This is a genomic window from Streptomyces sp. SudanB182_2057 (assembly GCF_964272715.1).
GTDB classification, from domain to species: Bacteria; Actinomycetota; Actinomycetes; order Streptomycetales; family Streptomycetaceae; genus Streptomyces; species Streptomyces rubradiris.
This window is the reverse complement of the sequence record NZ_OZ186798.1, coordinates 2,259,314-2,272,116: the sequence shown is the minus strand read 5'-3', so window position 1 is coordinate 2,272,116 and position 12,803 is coordinate 2,259,314. Positions and strand designations below refer to the sequence as shown.

The window sequence follows — 12,803 nt, the reverse complement described above, 5'->3', positions numbered from 1 at the left end:
AGCGGCCGGAGGGGGCCGTCACCCACGGGTGACGGCCCCCTCTCGCATTCCTTCGGCTACCTCTTGCGGCGGCAGGCCAGCCACAGCAGCAGCGTCGCGCCGCCGGCGAGCAGCAGAACGCGGTTGTCGCGGGACCAGCGCGCGGTCCGGGCGGTGGTCTGGAGCACCGGCTCCGGGGCCTTTTCCTGCAAGAGCCGGCCCGCCTGCGCGGCCCTGGCCGCGGCCTGCTCCTTCACCTCGGCGGCCTGTTGCCTCACCTCGGCGGCCTTCTCCTTGGCCCGGGCCTTGACATCCGTCTTCGCCGCGAGCGCCTCGACCGTCTCGCCCAGTTCCTGACGGGTGTGCTCGATCTGCTCGCGCAGTTCCTCCGGGCCGGACGCGGTGGGCTCGTCGTGGGGCGGCTGGGTCATCGGTGCGCACTCTCCTTGATCTCGGCCACATCGGCCTTCACGTTCTTGATCGCCTGCTCCGGCGCGGGCGGCGCCGCCTCGGCGAACTGCTTCTTCCCGGTCAGCGCCAGCACCCCGGCGATCACACCGAGGGCGACGGTGACGATCAGGGCGGCGGCCCACACCGGCAGCGGCACGGCCAGCGCCGCGATCACGGTGGCGACCAGGGCCTGGAGCGTCAGGAACCCGAACAGCCCCGCGCCGCCGAACAGCCCGCCGCCCTTGCCGTAACGCCTGCCTTTCTCCTTCATCTCGGCCTGCGCCAGGCGCAGTTCACCCCGAACCAGCTCCGTCAGCTGCTGCGAGGCCCGCTGGACCAGCTCGCCCACCGGCTCGGATCCGTGCGCCTGATGGTCTGCCTCGTAGTGGGGCTGTGTACGGGACACGGCGATCACCTTCCAGACCTGCGTGGCGTGCGGTACTTCCGTCGTGGGACGCGGGTACCCAGGTCCGGGCGGTTCACCGACCCTTCCTGGCCGGCCGGTCCGGGCTGATGACATCCACCTCCGCCCACACCGTCTTCCCGGACGGCGGGTACGGTTCCGTGTCCCACCGGTCGGCGAGCGCGGCCACGAGCAGCAGGCCACGGCCCGACTCGGCCTCCTCGGGCCGGGCCGTCGTGGCGGGCGCGGGAAGCCGGTCGCCGCGCGCGTCACTGACCGCGACGCGGAGGGTTCCGGCGGTGACATCGAGACCGAGCACGAGCCGGAAGCTCCGCCCCCGCACCCGCCCGTGCACGGCCGCGTTGGCCGCGAGTTCGGCGACGATCTGCTCCGCGCGGTCGATGACGGTGGGTGACAGCCCCCAGGCGTGCAGCTCTCCCACGGCGAGCAGCCGGGCCAGGCGGGCGCCCCGGCGGGTGGAGGAGAGCAGCTGGGAGAACGAATGTACGGTGGCATCGGGGAGTTGGGGTGTTGTGGGGGTCATGGGGCCACCGTGGCGGGCGCGCACGGCGTTCTTCCAGAGACCCGCCCCGTACGCTGTGTCAGCGTACGGGCACTTTCGGTGGACAGTACGCATTCCCTGCCGTCACTCTGGGTGCTGTCGAGCGCGGGGGACGCAGCACGGAACGTACGCACCTGGAGGTGGCCGCGGATGACGCACGGCGGCGCGAGCGAGAACGATGACGACCTGGCGGTCTGCGAGGTGGAGCGGGAGCCCGATCCCTCCGACAGTCTGCGGACGTTCGGGGCGGTCGTCCAGGCCCTGCGCGAACACGCGGGACTGAGTCGGGAGGAGTTCGCGGGGTTGGTCCAGTTCTCGAAACACACCGTGGAGTCGGTGGAGTTGGGCAGGCGCATGCCCGACGAGTCCTTCGTGGAACGGGCGGAGGAGGCATCGGGCAACACGGGCGCCCTGCGCAGGGCCGCGAAGCACCTGACCCGGGGGGAGGCGGGACTCGCGGCGTGGTTCCGCCGCTGGGCCAGGCTGGAGAAGGTGGCGGTGAGCCTGAGCACGTATGAGTGCCGGGTGGTGCCGGGGTTGTTGCAGTCGCCTGCGTACGCGAGGGCGGTGTTCGAAGGCACCGTACCCGTGGCACCGGACGACCAGTTGCAGGACTTCATGGCCACGCGGATGGAGCGGCAGCGGATGCTGTTCGAGCGGCCGACGACGCCTTTCAGCTTCATCGTCGAGGAGTACGTGTTCCGACGGAAGTTCGGCGACACCGAGCAGATGAGGGAGCTTCTCGATCACGTGCTGGAGCTGAGCGCACCGCGCAATGTGACGCTCCAGATCGTGCCGCTGGAGGCCGGACTGCACGCGTGCCTGGATGGGCCCCTCCAGCTCATGGAGACTCCCAAGGGCCAGCGTCTCGCCTACTCGGAGGGGCAACAGAACGGCCGTCTGATCTCCGATCTCAGAGAGGTGAGCCTGCTGCAACAGCGCTATGACACACTGCGCTCGCAGGCCCTGAACGCCAAGTACTCGCGGGGTCTGTTGGAGCAAATCCGAGGAGATCTATGAGCACGACGGAACTCGCCTGGTTCAAGTCCAGCTACAGCGGCAGCCAGGGCGACAGCTGCGTTGAGGTTGCCGTCACGGAGCAGGCCGTGCACGTGCGCGACTCCAAGGACGTGACGCGTCCGGACTTCGCCGTCGGCCGGGACGGCTGGGCGCGGTTCGTGCGGTACGCGCGAGGAGAGCTATGAGCACGACGGAACTCGCCTGGTTCAAGTCCAGCTACAGCGGTAGCCAGGGCGATGACTGCGTTGAAGTTGCCGTCACGGAGCAGGCCGTGCGCGTACGCGACTCGAAAGACGTGACGCGCCCGGACTTCGCCGTCGGCCGGGACGGCTGGGCGCGGTTCGTGCGGTACGCGGCCGGGGGCTGACGCGCGAAGGAGGCGTGCCGTTCGCGACGGCACGCCTCCCTTGTTTCACAGTCAGCCGGCGAGGGTCCCGCGGTACCCCACCGGGCCTTCGCCGGAGAACTGGGCCGTCCCCTCGAACCGGGTTCCGTCGTCGAAGAAGGTCACGGAACCGTTGCCCGAGCTCGGGGAGGACCAGGTCACGGTCGTGCCCGCCTCCGGCTTACCGTCCCCGGGCACCACACCACCGCGGGTGGAGATGCTCACCGAGAGCGGCTCGTCCTGCTGCCAGCCGCCACCGCCGGTGTGGATCTCCGTGTTGTACGTGGCCACGAATGCCTCCCGTGTTCTCGTCCGCCGAGGCCCGACGCCCCGGCTGCCTCCGTAGCTCTCGCCAGCACCACGTCGCTCCAATCCCCTGAGCCGCCACCTCCACCCGCAATTCACCCCCGCGAGTGATCCGCTCGCACTTCCGTCCGCCGACTTGCTCGGCGACGCACTCGGCGTCCTGAACTTCCTTGCAACACAGGGGACATGAGGTCGAGCCCCCTTGAACGGTCGAGGGAGTGCCGGCCGCCAGGCCCTTGTCACACTCGCCTGTCTACGGGTGGCACACACCTATGCCAAGCACGCGGCCGGATTCGGCACTTCTGCCGTCAGTACCGAAGATCCGGGCTACCCGGACACCCCAGCGATGCCCCGCTCAGGGCTCAGCCCTTCCACAGCGAGGCGGAAGAGGCGGTCGGCCTGGGTCTCGGGGTCCTTGTGGTGCTCGGTGGCCAGGGCGATGCCGACGGCGAGGGTCAGCAGGTCGTGAAAGGTGACGTGCGGTGCGACCGCCTTGTCGCGGATGGCCCGCTGGAGCAGGGGAGTTCCGGCCGCCTCGATCCGGTCGCCGCAGGAGTGAGGTGAAGGGTCTTCGGTGGGGGGCTCGTAGCTGAGGATGTGGGCGAATCCGCGGGCCGAGACGGCGTAGCGGATGAGGGCGTGGAGCCATTCCAGGAGGGCGGTGCGGCCGTCCTCGGTCGTGCTCAGCCGGTGGGCGCGCTCGCACAGGCCCTCGATGCGCTGCTGGAAGACGGCTTCGAGCAGGGCCCGGCGGGTGGGGAAGTGGCGGCGCACGGTCGCCGAACCGACGCCTGCGGCGCGGGCGATCTGCTCCTGGGAGGCCTCGGCGCCGTGTGCGGCGACCTCGGCTTCGGCGACGGCGAGGATGCGCTGGTAATTGCGTCGGGCGTCCGAGCGCTGACCGGTCATGATCTCCCCATTGCTAAACGGCGGGCCCCGCCATATCTTAGCGGCAGGCAAAACGGCGGGCCCCGCCGTTTCCTTTCTCCGGTCTCTGAGGAGCAGCCATGCCCATCACCAGCGATGCCGTCCTGGTCACCGGAGCCACCGGCCGACAGGGCGGGGCCACGGCTCGCGCGCTCCTGGCCGCCGGGGTGCCCGTACGTGCGCTCGTACGCGATCCGCGGTCGGAGCCCGCCCGGGAGATCGAGGCGCTGGGCGCCGAGTTGGTGCGGGCGGACCTTTCCGACCGGGCCTCGCTCGACCCGGCGGTCGAGGGGGTCCGCGCGGTGTTCTCGGTGCAGATGCCGCCGATGACCGGGACCGGCGTGGACTTCGCGGACGAACTGGCTCAGGCGGCCAACCTGGTGGACGCGGCGAGGGCCGGGGGAGTACGGCAGTTCGTGCAGTCCTCGACCAGCGGGGTCGGTGAGCACACCCGGGCCCCCGGCTGGGCCGAGGGCCGCTGGGCGGCGATGGCGGACTACTTCCACACCAAGCAGGCGATCATGGAGGCGGTGCGTGGAGCCGGCTTTGCCCGCTGGACGGTGATCAAGCCAGCCTTCTTCATGGAGAACCTGCCCCTGCTGGTGCCCAAGGGGCCCCGCGGGGGACTGCTGACGGTACTGAAACCGGACACGGAACTGGCCCTGGTGGCCGTGCGGGACATCGGCACGGCCGCGACACACGCCCTGCGAGACCCCGACCGGTTCCACCAGGTGGAACTGGAACTGGCCGGTGACCTGCGGACGATGGAGCAGATCGCGCAGACCTTGTCCGCCGCCTGGGGCGTACCCGTGACCGCCCCCTCCATGAGCCTGCAAGAGGCCCTCGACGCGGGCATGCCGACATGGGGAGCCGGACACGAATGGAACAACGCGCTCCTCCAGCCCGCCCGTCCGGAGTTCGCCCAGAAGTTGGGCATCCCGCTCACCACCTTCGCCGAGTGGGCGGATGAGCAGTTGACGCCTGTGCCCGGCTAGGGCGACTCGGCGCTATGACCTTCGCCGGCGCCCGCCGTGGTGGTTGCCGAATTCACCGGGTTCTGCCGCAGCCCCTGAACCTTCTCCGCAGCGCCGATGCGAGCGCATGTCCTCCAGCGCGCTCACCACAAGGCTGGACGAGCTGACCAGGATTCCTCGTCCCGCGTGGAAGCGCTCGAAGACGTGCATGGGCAGCGACGTGGAGGCCGCGTTGTGGGAGTAGCCCGACGGGTTGTGGAACCGTACCGTCGCGCCACGGACCTCGTGGACCAGCACGAGATGCCCTCCCCGGCGCGGCTCGCGGGTGCCCGGGTCGCGTATCTCGGGAGACACCGAAGCGATCAGGGCCTGCCCGGGGCGCACCGCTCGGGCGGACTCCTGGATCGGCGTGTGCTCGACCAGTTGGCATGCGAACCCGAACTGTGAGCCGACCCAGGCCATGAAGGGCCTGTAGATCAACCCCTGGACCTTGCCCTGGGGTTCCACCACGTAGCAGCCCCGGTCGAGGGCCAGCGAGAGGAGTTCACGCATCGGCAGCCGAATGTCCGTCCAGCCGTGGAGCAGGGACTGCAGGCACGCCAAGCCGCAGACCTTGCGGGACCAGAAGAGGTACTCCTCGTACGAGTGGTACCCGTCGGAGGCCCAGTCGTGCGGTCGCGACGGGTCGGTGCGCCTCAGGAAGACGTCGAGCCTCGATGGGGCGGCACGCCGGATGACGACCTCGTCGTTCCGGTCCACGCTTCCCCATTGCGAGACGTAGGGGAGGCACCCGTCACGTGACGGGAAAGTCGAAATAGACATCTGGATAAGGCTCCCTTTTGAGCGTGTAGTGCCACCATTCACAGGCGTAGGGAGTGAATCCGCTTTTCTCCATGATGGAGCGGAGTTGCTCGCGGTTCCTCGCTTCGGCGGGCGTCGTTCCTTCTGCTCCGTGATGTGAGACCGGGTCCATCAGGTCGTGGCCGCCGCCCATGCGGACGTTCTCTCCGGTGGCGAGGCTGTAGAGCGTCAAATCGACGCTGCTGCCGCGGCTGTGGCCCGACTTGGCGGCCACATATCCCTTGCCGAAGAGCTCGGACCTGTCGATATTGGGGTAGTGGCGCAGCTTCGTCCGGCCGTCCTCCGGCTGTTCCGACCAGCGCCGGAAGCAGTCGACGGCGCGTTGCGGACGGTATCCGTCCCAGACCAGCAGACCGAAGCCGAGGGACGCGGCCTCTTCTTGCGCGTGCCCCAGCGCCGTACACAAAGCCCTTGTGCCGACTATCCGGTTCGCCAGATATCCGTCCACCGGCTTTCCGGTGAAGTTGTCCGGGGTGGCGTACTTGGCGTCCCAGCGGATTCCGGGCACCAACTCGTCCAGGTAGGCGAAGTCGCCGTTCATCGCTTTTTCCGGTGCAGTGCCATGGACACGAGCCGGTCGATCACGTCGGAAAGCGGCAGGCCCGCGGCGGCCATCATGCGGGGATAGCGGCTGTAGGAGGTCAGGCCGGGGAGGGTGTTGACTTCGTTGAGCACCACCTGGCCGTCGTCCTTGAGGAACATGTCCACGCGGGCGAGCCCCTGGCAGCCCAGCGCGCGGTAGACGGTCTTGGCGCTCTCCTGGACGAGCCGGCGGGACTCCTCGGAGATGTCGGCGGGGACGATGAACGTCGAGTTCTCCGATCCGGTCTCGGGCGAGTCCTCCTGGTGGATCCGGAAGAACCCGTGCGAGAGGGCCACGCGGTCCACCTCGCCCGCGATCGGTGCGGAGGGGTCCCCCAGGATCGCGCAGCCGATCTCGCTCCCGGCCACGGCCTCTTCGATCAGGACCTTCGAGTCGTACTGCCGCGCGGCCTCCAGCGCACTCGGCAAGTCCTCTTCTCCGGCGACTTCGCTGACCCCGAAGGACGAGCCCGAACGGGCCGGCTTCACGAAGACGGGATAAGGGAGTTGCCCGGCATCCACCTTCTCGTCCGCCGCGACCACCCGGAAATCCGGTGTGGCGATTCCCGCGCTCCTGGCGACGGTGTAGGTCAGGGACTTGTCCATGCACAGGGCGGAGCTCTGGAGGTCGCAGCCGGCATAGGGGATGCCGGACAGCTCCAACAGCCCCTGGACCGCACCGTCTTCGCCGAACCGGCCGTGCAGGACGGGCAGCACGAGATCCAGACGAATCACTTCCCATCGGCCCTGCTCCAGGACGAGGAGGCCGTGGACGCCCCGGTCGGGTGACAGCACGACCGGACGGGCGCCGCCGTTCTCCCAGTCCCCGCCGGGGGAGTCACAGAGCTTCCAGGAACCGGACCGCGTGATGCCGATCCAGTACGGCTCGTACGTACCGGTGTCGAGGTTCTTCGCCACCTCCCGGGCGGACTTGACGGAGACGGGGTGTTCTTCGGAAGAACCCCCGAAAACGATGCCGATTTTCAACCTGTCCATGTTTTCCCGCTTTCGAAGTCGAGGCAGTTGATGAGGGTGTTCCTGACGGTGTCGCTCAGCGCGTGGTCGGTGTAATAGGCCGTGTGCGGGCTGATGAAAACGTTCGGCAGCTCCTGCAGACGCGACAGCGAACGGTTCTCGATGGGCTTGTTCCGGCAGTCGGTGTAGAAGACCCCTTCCTCACCGTCGAGGACGTCCAGCGCCGCGCCGCCCAATCTGCCGCTTTCCAATGCCGACAGAAGGGCTTCGGTGTCAATGAGCGGTCCGCGCCCGGTGTTGACGACGAACGCGCCCTCTTTCATCCGCTCGATACGCCGGTGGTCGAGGAGATGGCGGGTTTCCGCGGTGAGTGGCGTGTGGAGCGTGACGATGTCGCTGAGCCGGAGCAGCTCGTCGACCGACGTGTGCTCGGCGGCGGTGCCGGGGCGATGGTCGTACGCCAGCACGCGGCAGCCGAAGCCTCGCAGCCGGTCGATGACCGCTGTGCCGATACGCCCCGTGCCGACCACTCCGACCGTCAGGTCGCGCAGCTCTCTGCCGCGTGTCTCACCGAGCCGGTAGTCGTGGGTATCGGTCCGACGGACGGTGGCCTTCGCGTGGCGCACGGCCATCAGCATCATCATCAGCGCGTAATCGGCAACGCTGTCCGGGGAATACGCCACGGTTCCGACGGAGATACCGACGCTCTTCGCATGGTTCACGTCGATGTGGTCGCATCCGACGCTCCGCGTGGAGACATACCGCACACCGGCCCGGCTCAGTGCGGTGAGCGCGGCACGGGTGACGCGCGTCTTGTGGCCGATGCTGACGCATCGGTTCCCGGCGGCCAGGCCGGCATTGGCTTCGGTTAACGCTTCCTTCGTCATGGCGGGCACCACGCCGAATCGAGGCGCCATTTCCCGGAACAGAAGGGCTTCGTCCGGCTCGCACCCATAGATCGTGATTCCCGTCGCGGAGACGGCCCGTGAGGACGACGTCGACGCGCGGCCACGGCGCACCGCCGCTCGTGTTGGTCCACTGGAACTCATGTCTTCCAGAAAAGAGAACGTGGCGTTGCCGACGCGTATGCGTTTTTTGATACGCCGACGATATGCGGGCCCGTCGCCTTCACCGGGCGGTCCCGAAGCAGGACCGGGGCGGCCCGGCAGAATATCGTCGCCGTATCGGAAACCGCATACGCTCCGGCAACATCACACCCTCTTGGCTGGAGGCATGGACAACAGCGAGCCGGCCAAGGCATTCCGCTGGGCGCGCCTCGACGAGGTCGCCGCCGCGCTCGTGTCCGGACACCCCGATGTACCGGCGGATCGACCGGGCAACGACAGGTAGGAGCGGATGTGGCATACCGGGTACGGGTCATCACGGCGAGCGATCACGCCGCGTTCAACGCGGCGCAGCCCGCGGTGAGTTTCCTGCAGACCCCGGCCTGGGCGTCGGTGAAGAGCGGGTGGGGGTCGCAGTCGCTGGGCTGGTTCGACCACCGCGGTCTACTGGTCGGCGCGGGCCTGGTGCTGTACCGGCGGCTGCCCGGGTTCAGGACGTCGCTGGCGTACCTGCCCGAAGGACCGGTGATCGACTGGGCCTCGGACGATCTGGCCGGCTGGCTCGGCCCGCTGGTGGAGCACCTCAAGCGCTCCGGCGCCTTCGCCATACGCATCGGGTCGACGGCGGTGGCCCGTACCTGGAGTGCCGAGACGGTCAAGGCCGCGATCGCCGACCCGGCGGTCACCAGACTCGGCGACGTGCCGCCGGACACGGTCGGTGAGACCGCCGTCCGGGCCCGCGACCAGCTGCTGGAGCTGGGCTGGCGCCCGCCGAAGGAAGCAGCGGGATTCTCCGCCGGGCAGCCGCGCCGGGTTTTCCGGCTCCCGCTGGCCGGCAACGACGAAGAGCGACTTCTGCAGGGGATGAACCAGCTCTGGCGGCGCAACATCAAGAAGGCCGGCAGAGCGGGCGTCATCGTGACCCAGGGCGGCGTCGAGGACCTGCCCGACTTCTACCGCGTCTACCTCGAGACCGCGGAACGTGATCACTTCGTCCCGCGGCCGTTCGGCTACTTCCCGGCCATGTTCCACGCGCTGTCGGCCGAGGACGAGGACCGGATCCGGCTCTACCTCGCCCACCACGAAGGCGACCTCGTCGCCTCCACCATCTGGATCCGGGTCGGCGGACACGCCTGGTACAGCTACGGCGCCTCGGCCACGGCCAAACGGGAGGTACGCGGGTCGAACGCCGTGCAGTGGAGGATGATCACCGATGCGCTGGCCGCCGGATGCACGGTGTACGACCTGCGCGGCATCACCGACACCGTGGACAAGGACTCCCCGCACCTGGGCCTGATCCAGTTCAAGGTCGGCACCGGCGGCGAAGCCGTGGAGTACCTCGGCGAGTGGGACCTGCCGCTGAATCGCCTGCTCTACAAGGCATTCGACGTCTACATGTCCCGTTGAGGCCGCGGCGGCCGACCACGGCCGACGGCGGGCAGTTCCACCGTGACGCGCAGCCCGCCGGCGGGGCGGGGGGTGAGCGTGAGGGTCCCGTCGTGCGCCTGGGCGATGCTCTTGACGATCGCCAGGCCGAGACCGACACCCGCGTGGCCGGTGTGCAGGCGTTCGGTGCCGCGCCGGAACGGCTCGGTGAGTGTCGAGACCAACTGCGAGGTGAGCTTCTCGCCGGTGTTCTCGACAGTGAGCACGGCAGCGTCGGGGCGGGCGCTGGTGTTCACCCATACGACGCCCCGGCCAGGCAGATTGTGGCCGATCGCGTTGTGCACGAGGTTCGTGGTCAGCTGTAGCAGGAGCGCCTGGGAGCCGAGGGTGACGCTCATCTCGCCGGAGGTTTCGATGGTGACGCCGCGCTTCTCCGCCAAGGGCAGGAGGGTTTCCGTGGCTTCTTCCGCCAGGAGGGACAAGTCGACGTGTTCCCTGGTGAAGGACCGCTGGCTGGCGCGGCTGAGCAGGAGCAGCGCTTCCGTGAGGTCGATCGCCCGGGTGTTGACCACGCGCAGCCGCTCGACAAGCTCGCCGATGTCGCGGTCCGGGTCGTCGCGGGCCACGTCGAGAAGCGCCTGGGTGACCGCCAGCGGCGTGCGCAGTTCATGAGAGGCGTTGGCCGCGAACCGCTGCTGCTCGGCGACGTGGGCTTCGAACCGCGCGAGCATCATGTCGAAGGAGTCGGCGAGTTCACGGAACTCGTCGTGGCGGCCCGGCAGGCGTATCCGGTAGGAAAGCGGCCCGTTCGCCACTTGGCGGGTGGCGTCGGTGATGTGTGTCAGCGGAGCGAGTATCCGGCCGGCCAGGATCCACCCGCCCACGAGACCGAACACCAGCAAGAACGCCAGCGCCATGATCCCCGCCGGGACGAAGACGACCGGACCGAAGTTGGTCGGGTCGAAGACGCGCAGGAAGTCGGACCGATCGGGGACGGCAAAGCTGTTCGACCTTTCCCGCAGAAGGAACATCCACGCGGCGGCGAGCAGCAGGGCGCCCGAGACCACGAGGAACCCGGCGTAGCTGAGGGTGAGTTTGAGGCGGACGCTCAGCCCCGGTCGTCTAGCCACGCGCCGTCCGGCCATCGGCGTCCGCTCCCGTGTCGATGCGGTAGCCGACTCCGGGCACGGTGGCGATCAGCCAGGGCTCGCCGAGGCGTTTGCGCAGGGCCGAGACCGTGATGCGCACGGCGTTGGTGAACGGGTCCGCGTTCTCGTCCCACGCGCGCTCCAGCAACTCCTCCGCACTGATGACACCGCCTTCGGCGGCGACGAGGACTTCGAGCACGGCGAACTGCTTCCTGGTGAGCGCGATGTAGCGGCCATCGCGGTAGACCTCGCGGCGGAAGGGATCCACACACAGGCCCGCGATCTCACGCACGGGTGGTCTGCTGTGGGCGCGCCTGCGGTCGAGCGCCCTGAGCCTGAGCACGAGTTCCCGCAGCTCGAAGGGCTTGGTGAGGTAGTCGTCGGCGCCGAGCTCGAACCCGGTGGCCTTGTCGTCGAGCCGGTCGGCGGCGGTCAGCATGAGGATCGGCATGCCGCTGCCGGAGGCGACGATGTGCTTGGCGATCTCGTCACCGTTGGGTCCGGGGATGTCCCGGTCCAGGACGGCGATGGCGTAGGTGTTGGTGCTCAGCAGCTCCAGAGCGGTGTCACCGTCCCCTGCGATGTCGGCCGCGATGGCTTCCAGGCGCAGCCCGTCGCGGATGGCCTCCGCCATGTAGGGCTCGTCCTCGACGACTAAGACGCGCATGGCCTCATGCTACGAGCCGGTGCCATATCGCCGGCGTATCGAAAACCGGATACGGGCCGGCAACGCCGGGCCCCTACGCCTGGAGTCACGCTCGCCCGCGCCCGCGTACCGACCGGCCGGCCCGCGGCTCGTCTGACGCGTGCGTACGGGTGTGGGGGTGTCGTTCTGGGAGCCGCCGGCCACCGCTGCGTGTGTCCGCCGGGAACTGATCGACGTCAGTAGACGATGGACACGATCTGGCAGGCCGCCTCGGCCAGTTCACGGTCGCCGTCGATGCGGGCGCGAGCCATGGCGGCGTCCGGCTGGATGCCGCGGGTGCACAGGCGCCAGGCTGTTTCCGCGTCCAGGCGGACGAGCGCGGCGGGGTGTTCGGCGTCAGGCTGGTCGAGTGACCAGTGGTCCTGGGTGGCCGTCGCGGTCCAGGTGCCGCCGGCCGGGCCGTCGATCCGCACCTGGACCCGCGTACCGGCCGACGCGGTGACCTCGCGCAGGGTGTGGGGCAGGGCCCGCATGAAGGTGTCCAGGACGATGGACAGGGGTCGCGGATCGTGATCGGTGCCTTGGCCGACGGCGTGGCGGATCTGCTGGCGGTGGGTCCAGAACTCGGTGAAGTCGCGGGCGCTGTCCAGCCACATCGGTGCCGGATCGATCCCGGCCCAGGACACCCCCAGCGACGGCGCGTCGGGGTCGGTGGCTTCGAAGAAACGGGCCACCTGCCCGCCGATCAGGTCGAGGGTGTCGATGAGCGCCGTCGGGCTCACCCGGCGGCAGGCGTCGACCCATTCCTGGTTGACGCGGTGGATGAACGCTTCCAGCGTCTCGCCCGGAGCGAGAGCGGGGCCGTCGTGGTGGCCGTCGCGGTCCCGGGCGAGACGCCCGTAGAAGTCGCCCAGGACGTGTGCGGCGAGATTTCGGACCGTCCAGCCCGGGACCGCCTCCCTGTCCCAGTCGGCGGGCGCCAGGCCGCGCAGCGTGGCCATCAGCGCGGCCTGCTCCGGGGCGAACAGCGGGCGGGCATCGATCGGAGCACCGAGCCAGGAATGGCTCGGCATGTCCTTGAACCGGGTGTTCATGGCTGAAGCCTGCCAACCGGATGACCGCTTCGCCAACGGCG

17 protein-coding genes are annotated in these 12,803 nt (G+C 69.1%); 5 read left to right on the top strand and 12 right to left on the bottom strand.

The window, feature by feature from the left end; translation table 11 throughout:
- Window positions 1-56: 56 nt before the first annotated feature.
- From ACSURM_RS09605 to ACSURM_RS09595, 3 genes are all read right to left on the bottom strand, one after another.
- The gene (locus tag ACSURM_RS09605; protein WP_436954596.1) at window positions 57-410 is read right to left on the bottom strand and encodes a DUF3618 domain-containing protein; all 354 of its coding nucleotides are present in this window, start codon (window positions 408-410) and stop codon (window positions 57-59) included.
- The gene (locus ACSURM_RS09600) at window positions 407-835 is read right to left on the bottom strand and encodes a phage holin family protein (RefSeq protein WP_436954595.1); all 429 of its coding nucleotides are present in this window, start codon (window positions 833-835) and stop codon (window positions 407-409) included. Before ACSURM_RS09600 ends, ACSURM_RS09605 begins: the two co-directional genes overlap by 4 nt.
- Window positions 836-908: 73 nt before the next feature.
- The gene (locus ACSURM_RS09595; RefSeq protein WP_436954594.1) at window positions 909-1,376 is read right to left on the bottom strand and encodes an ATP-binding protein; all 468 of its coding nucleotides are present in this window, start codon (window positions 1,374-1,376) and stop codon (window positions 909-911) included.
- 168 nt (window positions 1,377-1,544) lie between these two features.
- Between ACSURM_RS09595 and ACSURM_RS09590 the strand changes: the two genes are divergently transcribed.
- Genes ACSURM_RS09590 through ACSURM_RS09580 form a run of 3 tightly spaced genes read left to right on the top strand, consistent with a single transcriptional unit; the run spans window position 1,545 to window position 2,781 of the window.
- Window positions 1,545-2,414, top strand: a complete 870-nt coding sequence (locus tag ACSURM_RS09590) for a helix-turn-helix domain-containing protein (RefSeq protein ID WP_436954593.1) — start codon at window positions 1,545-1,547, stop codon at window positions 2,412-2,414.
- A complete protein-coding gene (locus ACSURM_RS09585) occupies window positions 2,411-2,599 on the top strand; it encodes a DUF397 domain-containing protein (RefSeq protein WP_436954592.1) in 189 nt (62 codons plus the stop codon). Before ACSURM_RS09590 ends, ACSURM_RS09585 begins: the two co-directional genes overlap by 4 nt.
- On the top strand, window positions 2,596-2,781 hold the full coding sequence (locus ACSURM_RS09580) for a DUF397 domain-containing protein (protein ID WP_436954591.1): 186 nt from the start codon (window positions 2,596-2,598) through the stop codon (window positions 2,779-2,781). Before ACSURM_RS09585 ends, ACSURM_RS09580 begins: the two co-directional genes overlap by 4 nt.
- 51 nt (window positions 2,782-2,832) lie before the next feature.
- Here the strand turns inward: ACSURM_RS09580 and ACSURM_RS09575 are convergent, their stop codons facing one another.
- On the bottom strand, window positions 2,833-3,090 hold the full coding sequence (locus tag ACSURM_RS09575; protein ID WP_436954590.1) for a hypothetical protein: 258 nt from the start codon (window positions 3,088-3,090) through the stop codon (window positions 2,833-2,835).
- Between the two features lie 342 nt (window positions 3,091-3,432).
- Window positions 3,433-4,014 carry a TetR/AcrR family transcriptional regulator gene (locus ACSURM_RS09570; RefSeq protein ID WP_436954589.1) on the bottom strand — a complete coding sequence of 194 codons (582 nt, stop codon included), beginning with the start codon at window positions 4,012-4,014 and terminating at the stop codon, window positions 3,433-3,435.
- A 98-nt stretch (window positions 4,015-4,112) separates the two neighbouring features.
- Here ACSURM_RS09570 and ACSURM_RS09565 point away from each other — a divergent pair, with 98 nt between their 5' ends.
- Window positions 4,113-5,027 (top strand): NmrA/HSCARG family protein, encoded by a 915-nt coding sequence (locus tag ACSURM_RS09565; protein WP_436954588.1) that lies wholly within the window; start codon window positions 4,113-4,115, stop codon window positions 5,025-5,027.
- A 12-nt stretch (window positions 5,028-5,039) separates the two neighbouring features.
- Here the strand turns inward: ACSURM_RS09565 and ACSURM_RS09560 are convergent, their stop codons facing one another.
- From ACSURM_RS09560 to ACSURM_RS09545, 4 genes are read right to left on the bottom strand one after another with little or no spacing between them, the layout of a single operon-like run.
- On the bottom strand, window positions 5,040-5,765 hold the full coding sequence (locus ACSURM_RS09560) for a hypothetical protein (protein WP_436954587.1): 726 nt from the start codon (window positions 5,763-5,765) through the stop codon (window positions 5,040-5,042).
- A 34-nt stretch (window positions 5,766-5,799) separates the two neighbouring features.
- Window positions 5,800-6,408: a D-Ala-D-Ala dipeptidase VanX gene (gene vanX / locus ACSURM_RS09555; protein WP_436954586.1), complete on the bottom strand. Its 609-nt coding sequence runs from the start codon at window positions 6,406-6,408 to the stop codon at window positions 5,800-5,802.
- Entirely contained in the window at window positions 6,405-7,445 is a 1,041-nt protein-coding gene (gene vanA / locus ACSURM_RS09550) for a D-alanine--(R)-lactate ligase (protein ID WP_436954585.1), read from the bottom strand. The genes vanX and vanA overlap by 4 nt, the downstream gene beginning before the upstream one ends.
- A complete protein-coding gene (locus ACSURM_RS09545; protein WP_436954584.1) occupies window positions 7,433-8,473 on the bottom strand; it encodes a D-isomer specific 2-hydroxyacid dehydrogenase family protein in 1,041 nt (346 codons plus the stop codon). The genes vanA and ACSURM_RS09545 overlap by 13 nt, the downstream gene beginning before the upstream one ends.
- A gap of 309 nt (window positions 8,474-8,782) precedes the next feature.
- Between ACSURM_RS09545 and ACSURM_RS09540 the strand changes: the two genes are divergently transcribed.
- A complete protein-coding gene (locus tag ACSURM_RS09540) occupies window positions 8,783-9,895 on the top strand; it encodes a lipid II:glycine glycyltransferase FemX (RefSeq protein WP_436954583.1) in 1,113 nt (370 codons plus the stop codon).
- Here ACSURM_RS09540 and ACSURM_RS09535 read toward each other — a convergent pair.
- The 3 genes from ACSURM_RS09535 to ACSURM_RS09525 form a co-directional block, all read right to left on the bottom strand.
- The gene (locus ACSURM_RS09535) at window positions 9,880-11,019 is read right to left on the bottom strand and encodes a sensor histidine kinase (protein WP_436954582.1); all 1,140 of its coding nucleotides are present in this window, start codon (window positions 11,017-11,019) and stop codon (window positions 9,880-9,882) included. The two genes, ACSURM_RS09540 and ACSURM_RS09535, sit on opposite strands and share 16 nt — an antisense overlap.
- Window positions 10,997-11,689, bottom strand: a complete 693-nt coding sequence (locus ACSURM_RS09530) for a response regulator transcription factor (protein ID WP_436954581.1) — start codon at window positions 11,687-11,689, stop codon at window positions 10,997-10,999. Before ACSURM_RS09530 ends, ACSURM_RS09535 begins: the two co-directional genes overlap by 23 nt.
- Before the next feature lie 215 nt (window positions 11,690-11,904).
- Window positions 11,905-12,762: a maleylpyruvate isomerase family mycothiol-dependent enzyme gene (locus ACSURM_RS09525; RefSeq protein WP_436954580.1), complete on the bottom strand. Its 858-nt coding sequence runs from the start codon at window positions 12,760-12,762 to the stop codon at window positions 11,905-11,907.
- Window positions 12,763-12,803 lie beyond the last annotated feature (41 nt).

Excerpts from the sequence above, each read along its gene's own strand:
- ACSURM_RS09535 (WP_436954582.1), bottom strand. The coding sequence starts at position 11,019 with ATGGCCGGACGGCGCGTGGCTAGACGACCGGGGCTGAGCGTCCGCCTC.
- ACSURM_RS09590 (WP_436954593.1), top strand. The coding sequence starts at position 1,545 with ATGACGCACGGCGGCGCGAGCGAGAACGATGACGACCTGGCGGTCTGC.
- ACSURM_RS09570 (WP_436954589.1), bottom strand. The coding sequence starts at position 4,014 with ATGACCGGTCAGCGCTCGGACGCCCGACGCAATTACCAGCGCATCCTC.
- vanA (WP_436954585.1), bottom strand. The coding sequence starts at position 7,445 with ATGGACAGGTTGAAAATCGGCATCGTTTTCGGGGGTTCTTCCGAAGAA.
- ACSURM_RS09525 (WP_436954580.1), bottom strand. The coding sequence starts at position 12,762 with ATGAACACCCGGTTCAAGGACATGCCGAGCCATTCCTGGCTCGGTGCT.
- ACSURM_RS09595 (WP_436954594.1), bottom strand. The coding sequence starts at position 1,376 with ATGACCCCCACAACACCCCAACTCCCCGATGCCACCGTACATTCGTTC.
- vanX (WP_436954586.1), bottom strand. The coding sequence starts at position 6,408 with ATGAACGGCGACTTCGCCTACCTGGACGAGTTGGTGCCCGGAATCCGC.
- ACSURM_RS09580 (WP_436954591.1), top strand. The coding sequence starts at position 2,596 with ATGAGCACGACGGAACTCGCCTGGTTCAAGTCCAGCTACAGCGGTAGC.
- ACSURM_RS09530 (WP_436954581.1), bottom strand. The coding sequence starts at position 11,689 with ATGCGCGTCTTAGTCGTCGAGGACGAGCCCTACATGGCGGAGGCCATC.
- ACSURM_RS09565 (WP_436954588.1), top strand. The coding sequence starts at position 4,113 with ATGCCCATCACCAGCGATGCCGTCCTGGTCACCGGAGCCACCGGCCGA.
- ACSURM_RS09585 (WP_436954592.1), top strand. The coding sequence starts at position 2,411 with ATGAGCACGACGGAACTCGCCTGGTTCAAGTCCAGCTACAGCGGCAGC.
- ACSURM_RS09605 (WP_436954596.1), bottom strand. The coding sequence starts at position 410 with ATGACCCAGCCGCCCCACGACGAGCCCACCGCGTCCGGCCCGGAGGAA.
- ACSURM_RS09545 (WP_436954584.1), bottom strand. The coding sequence starts at position 8,473 with ATGAGTTCCAGTGGACCAACACGAGCGGCGGTGCGCCGTGGCCGCGCG.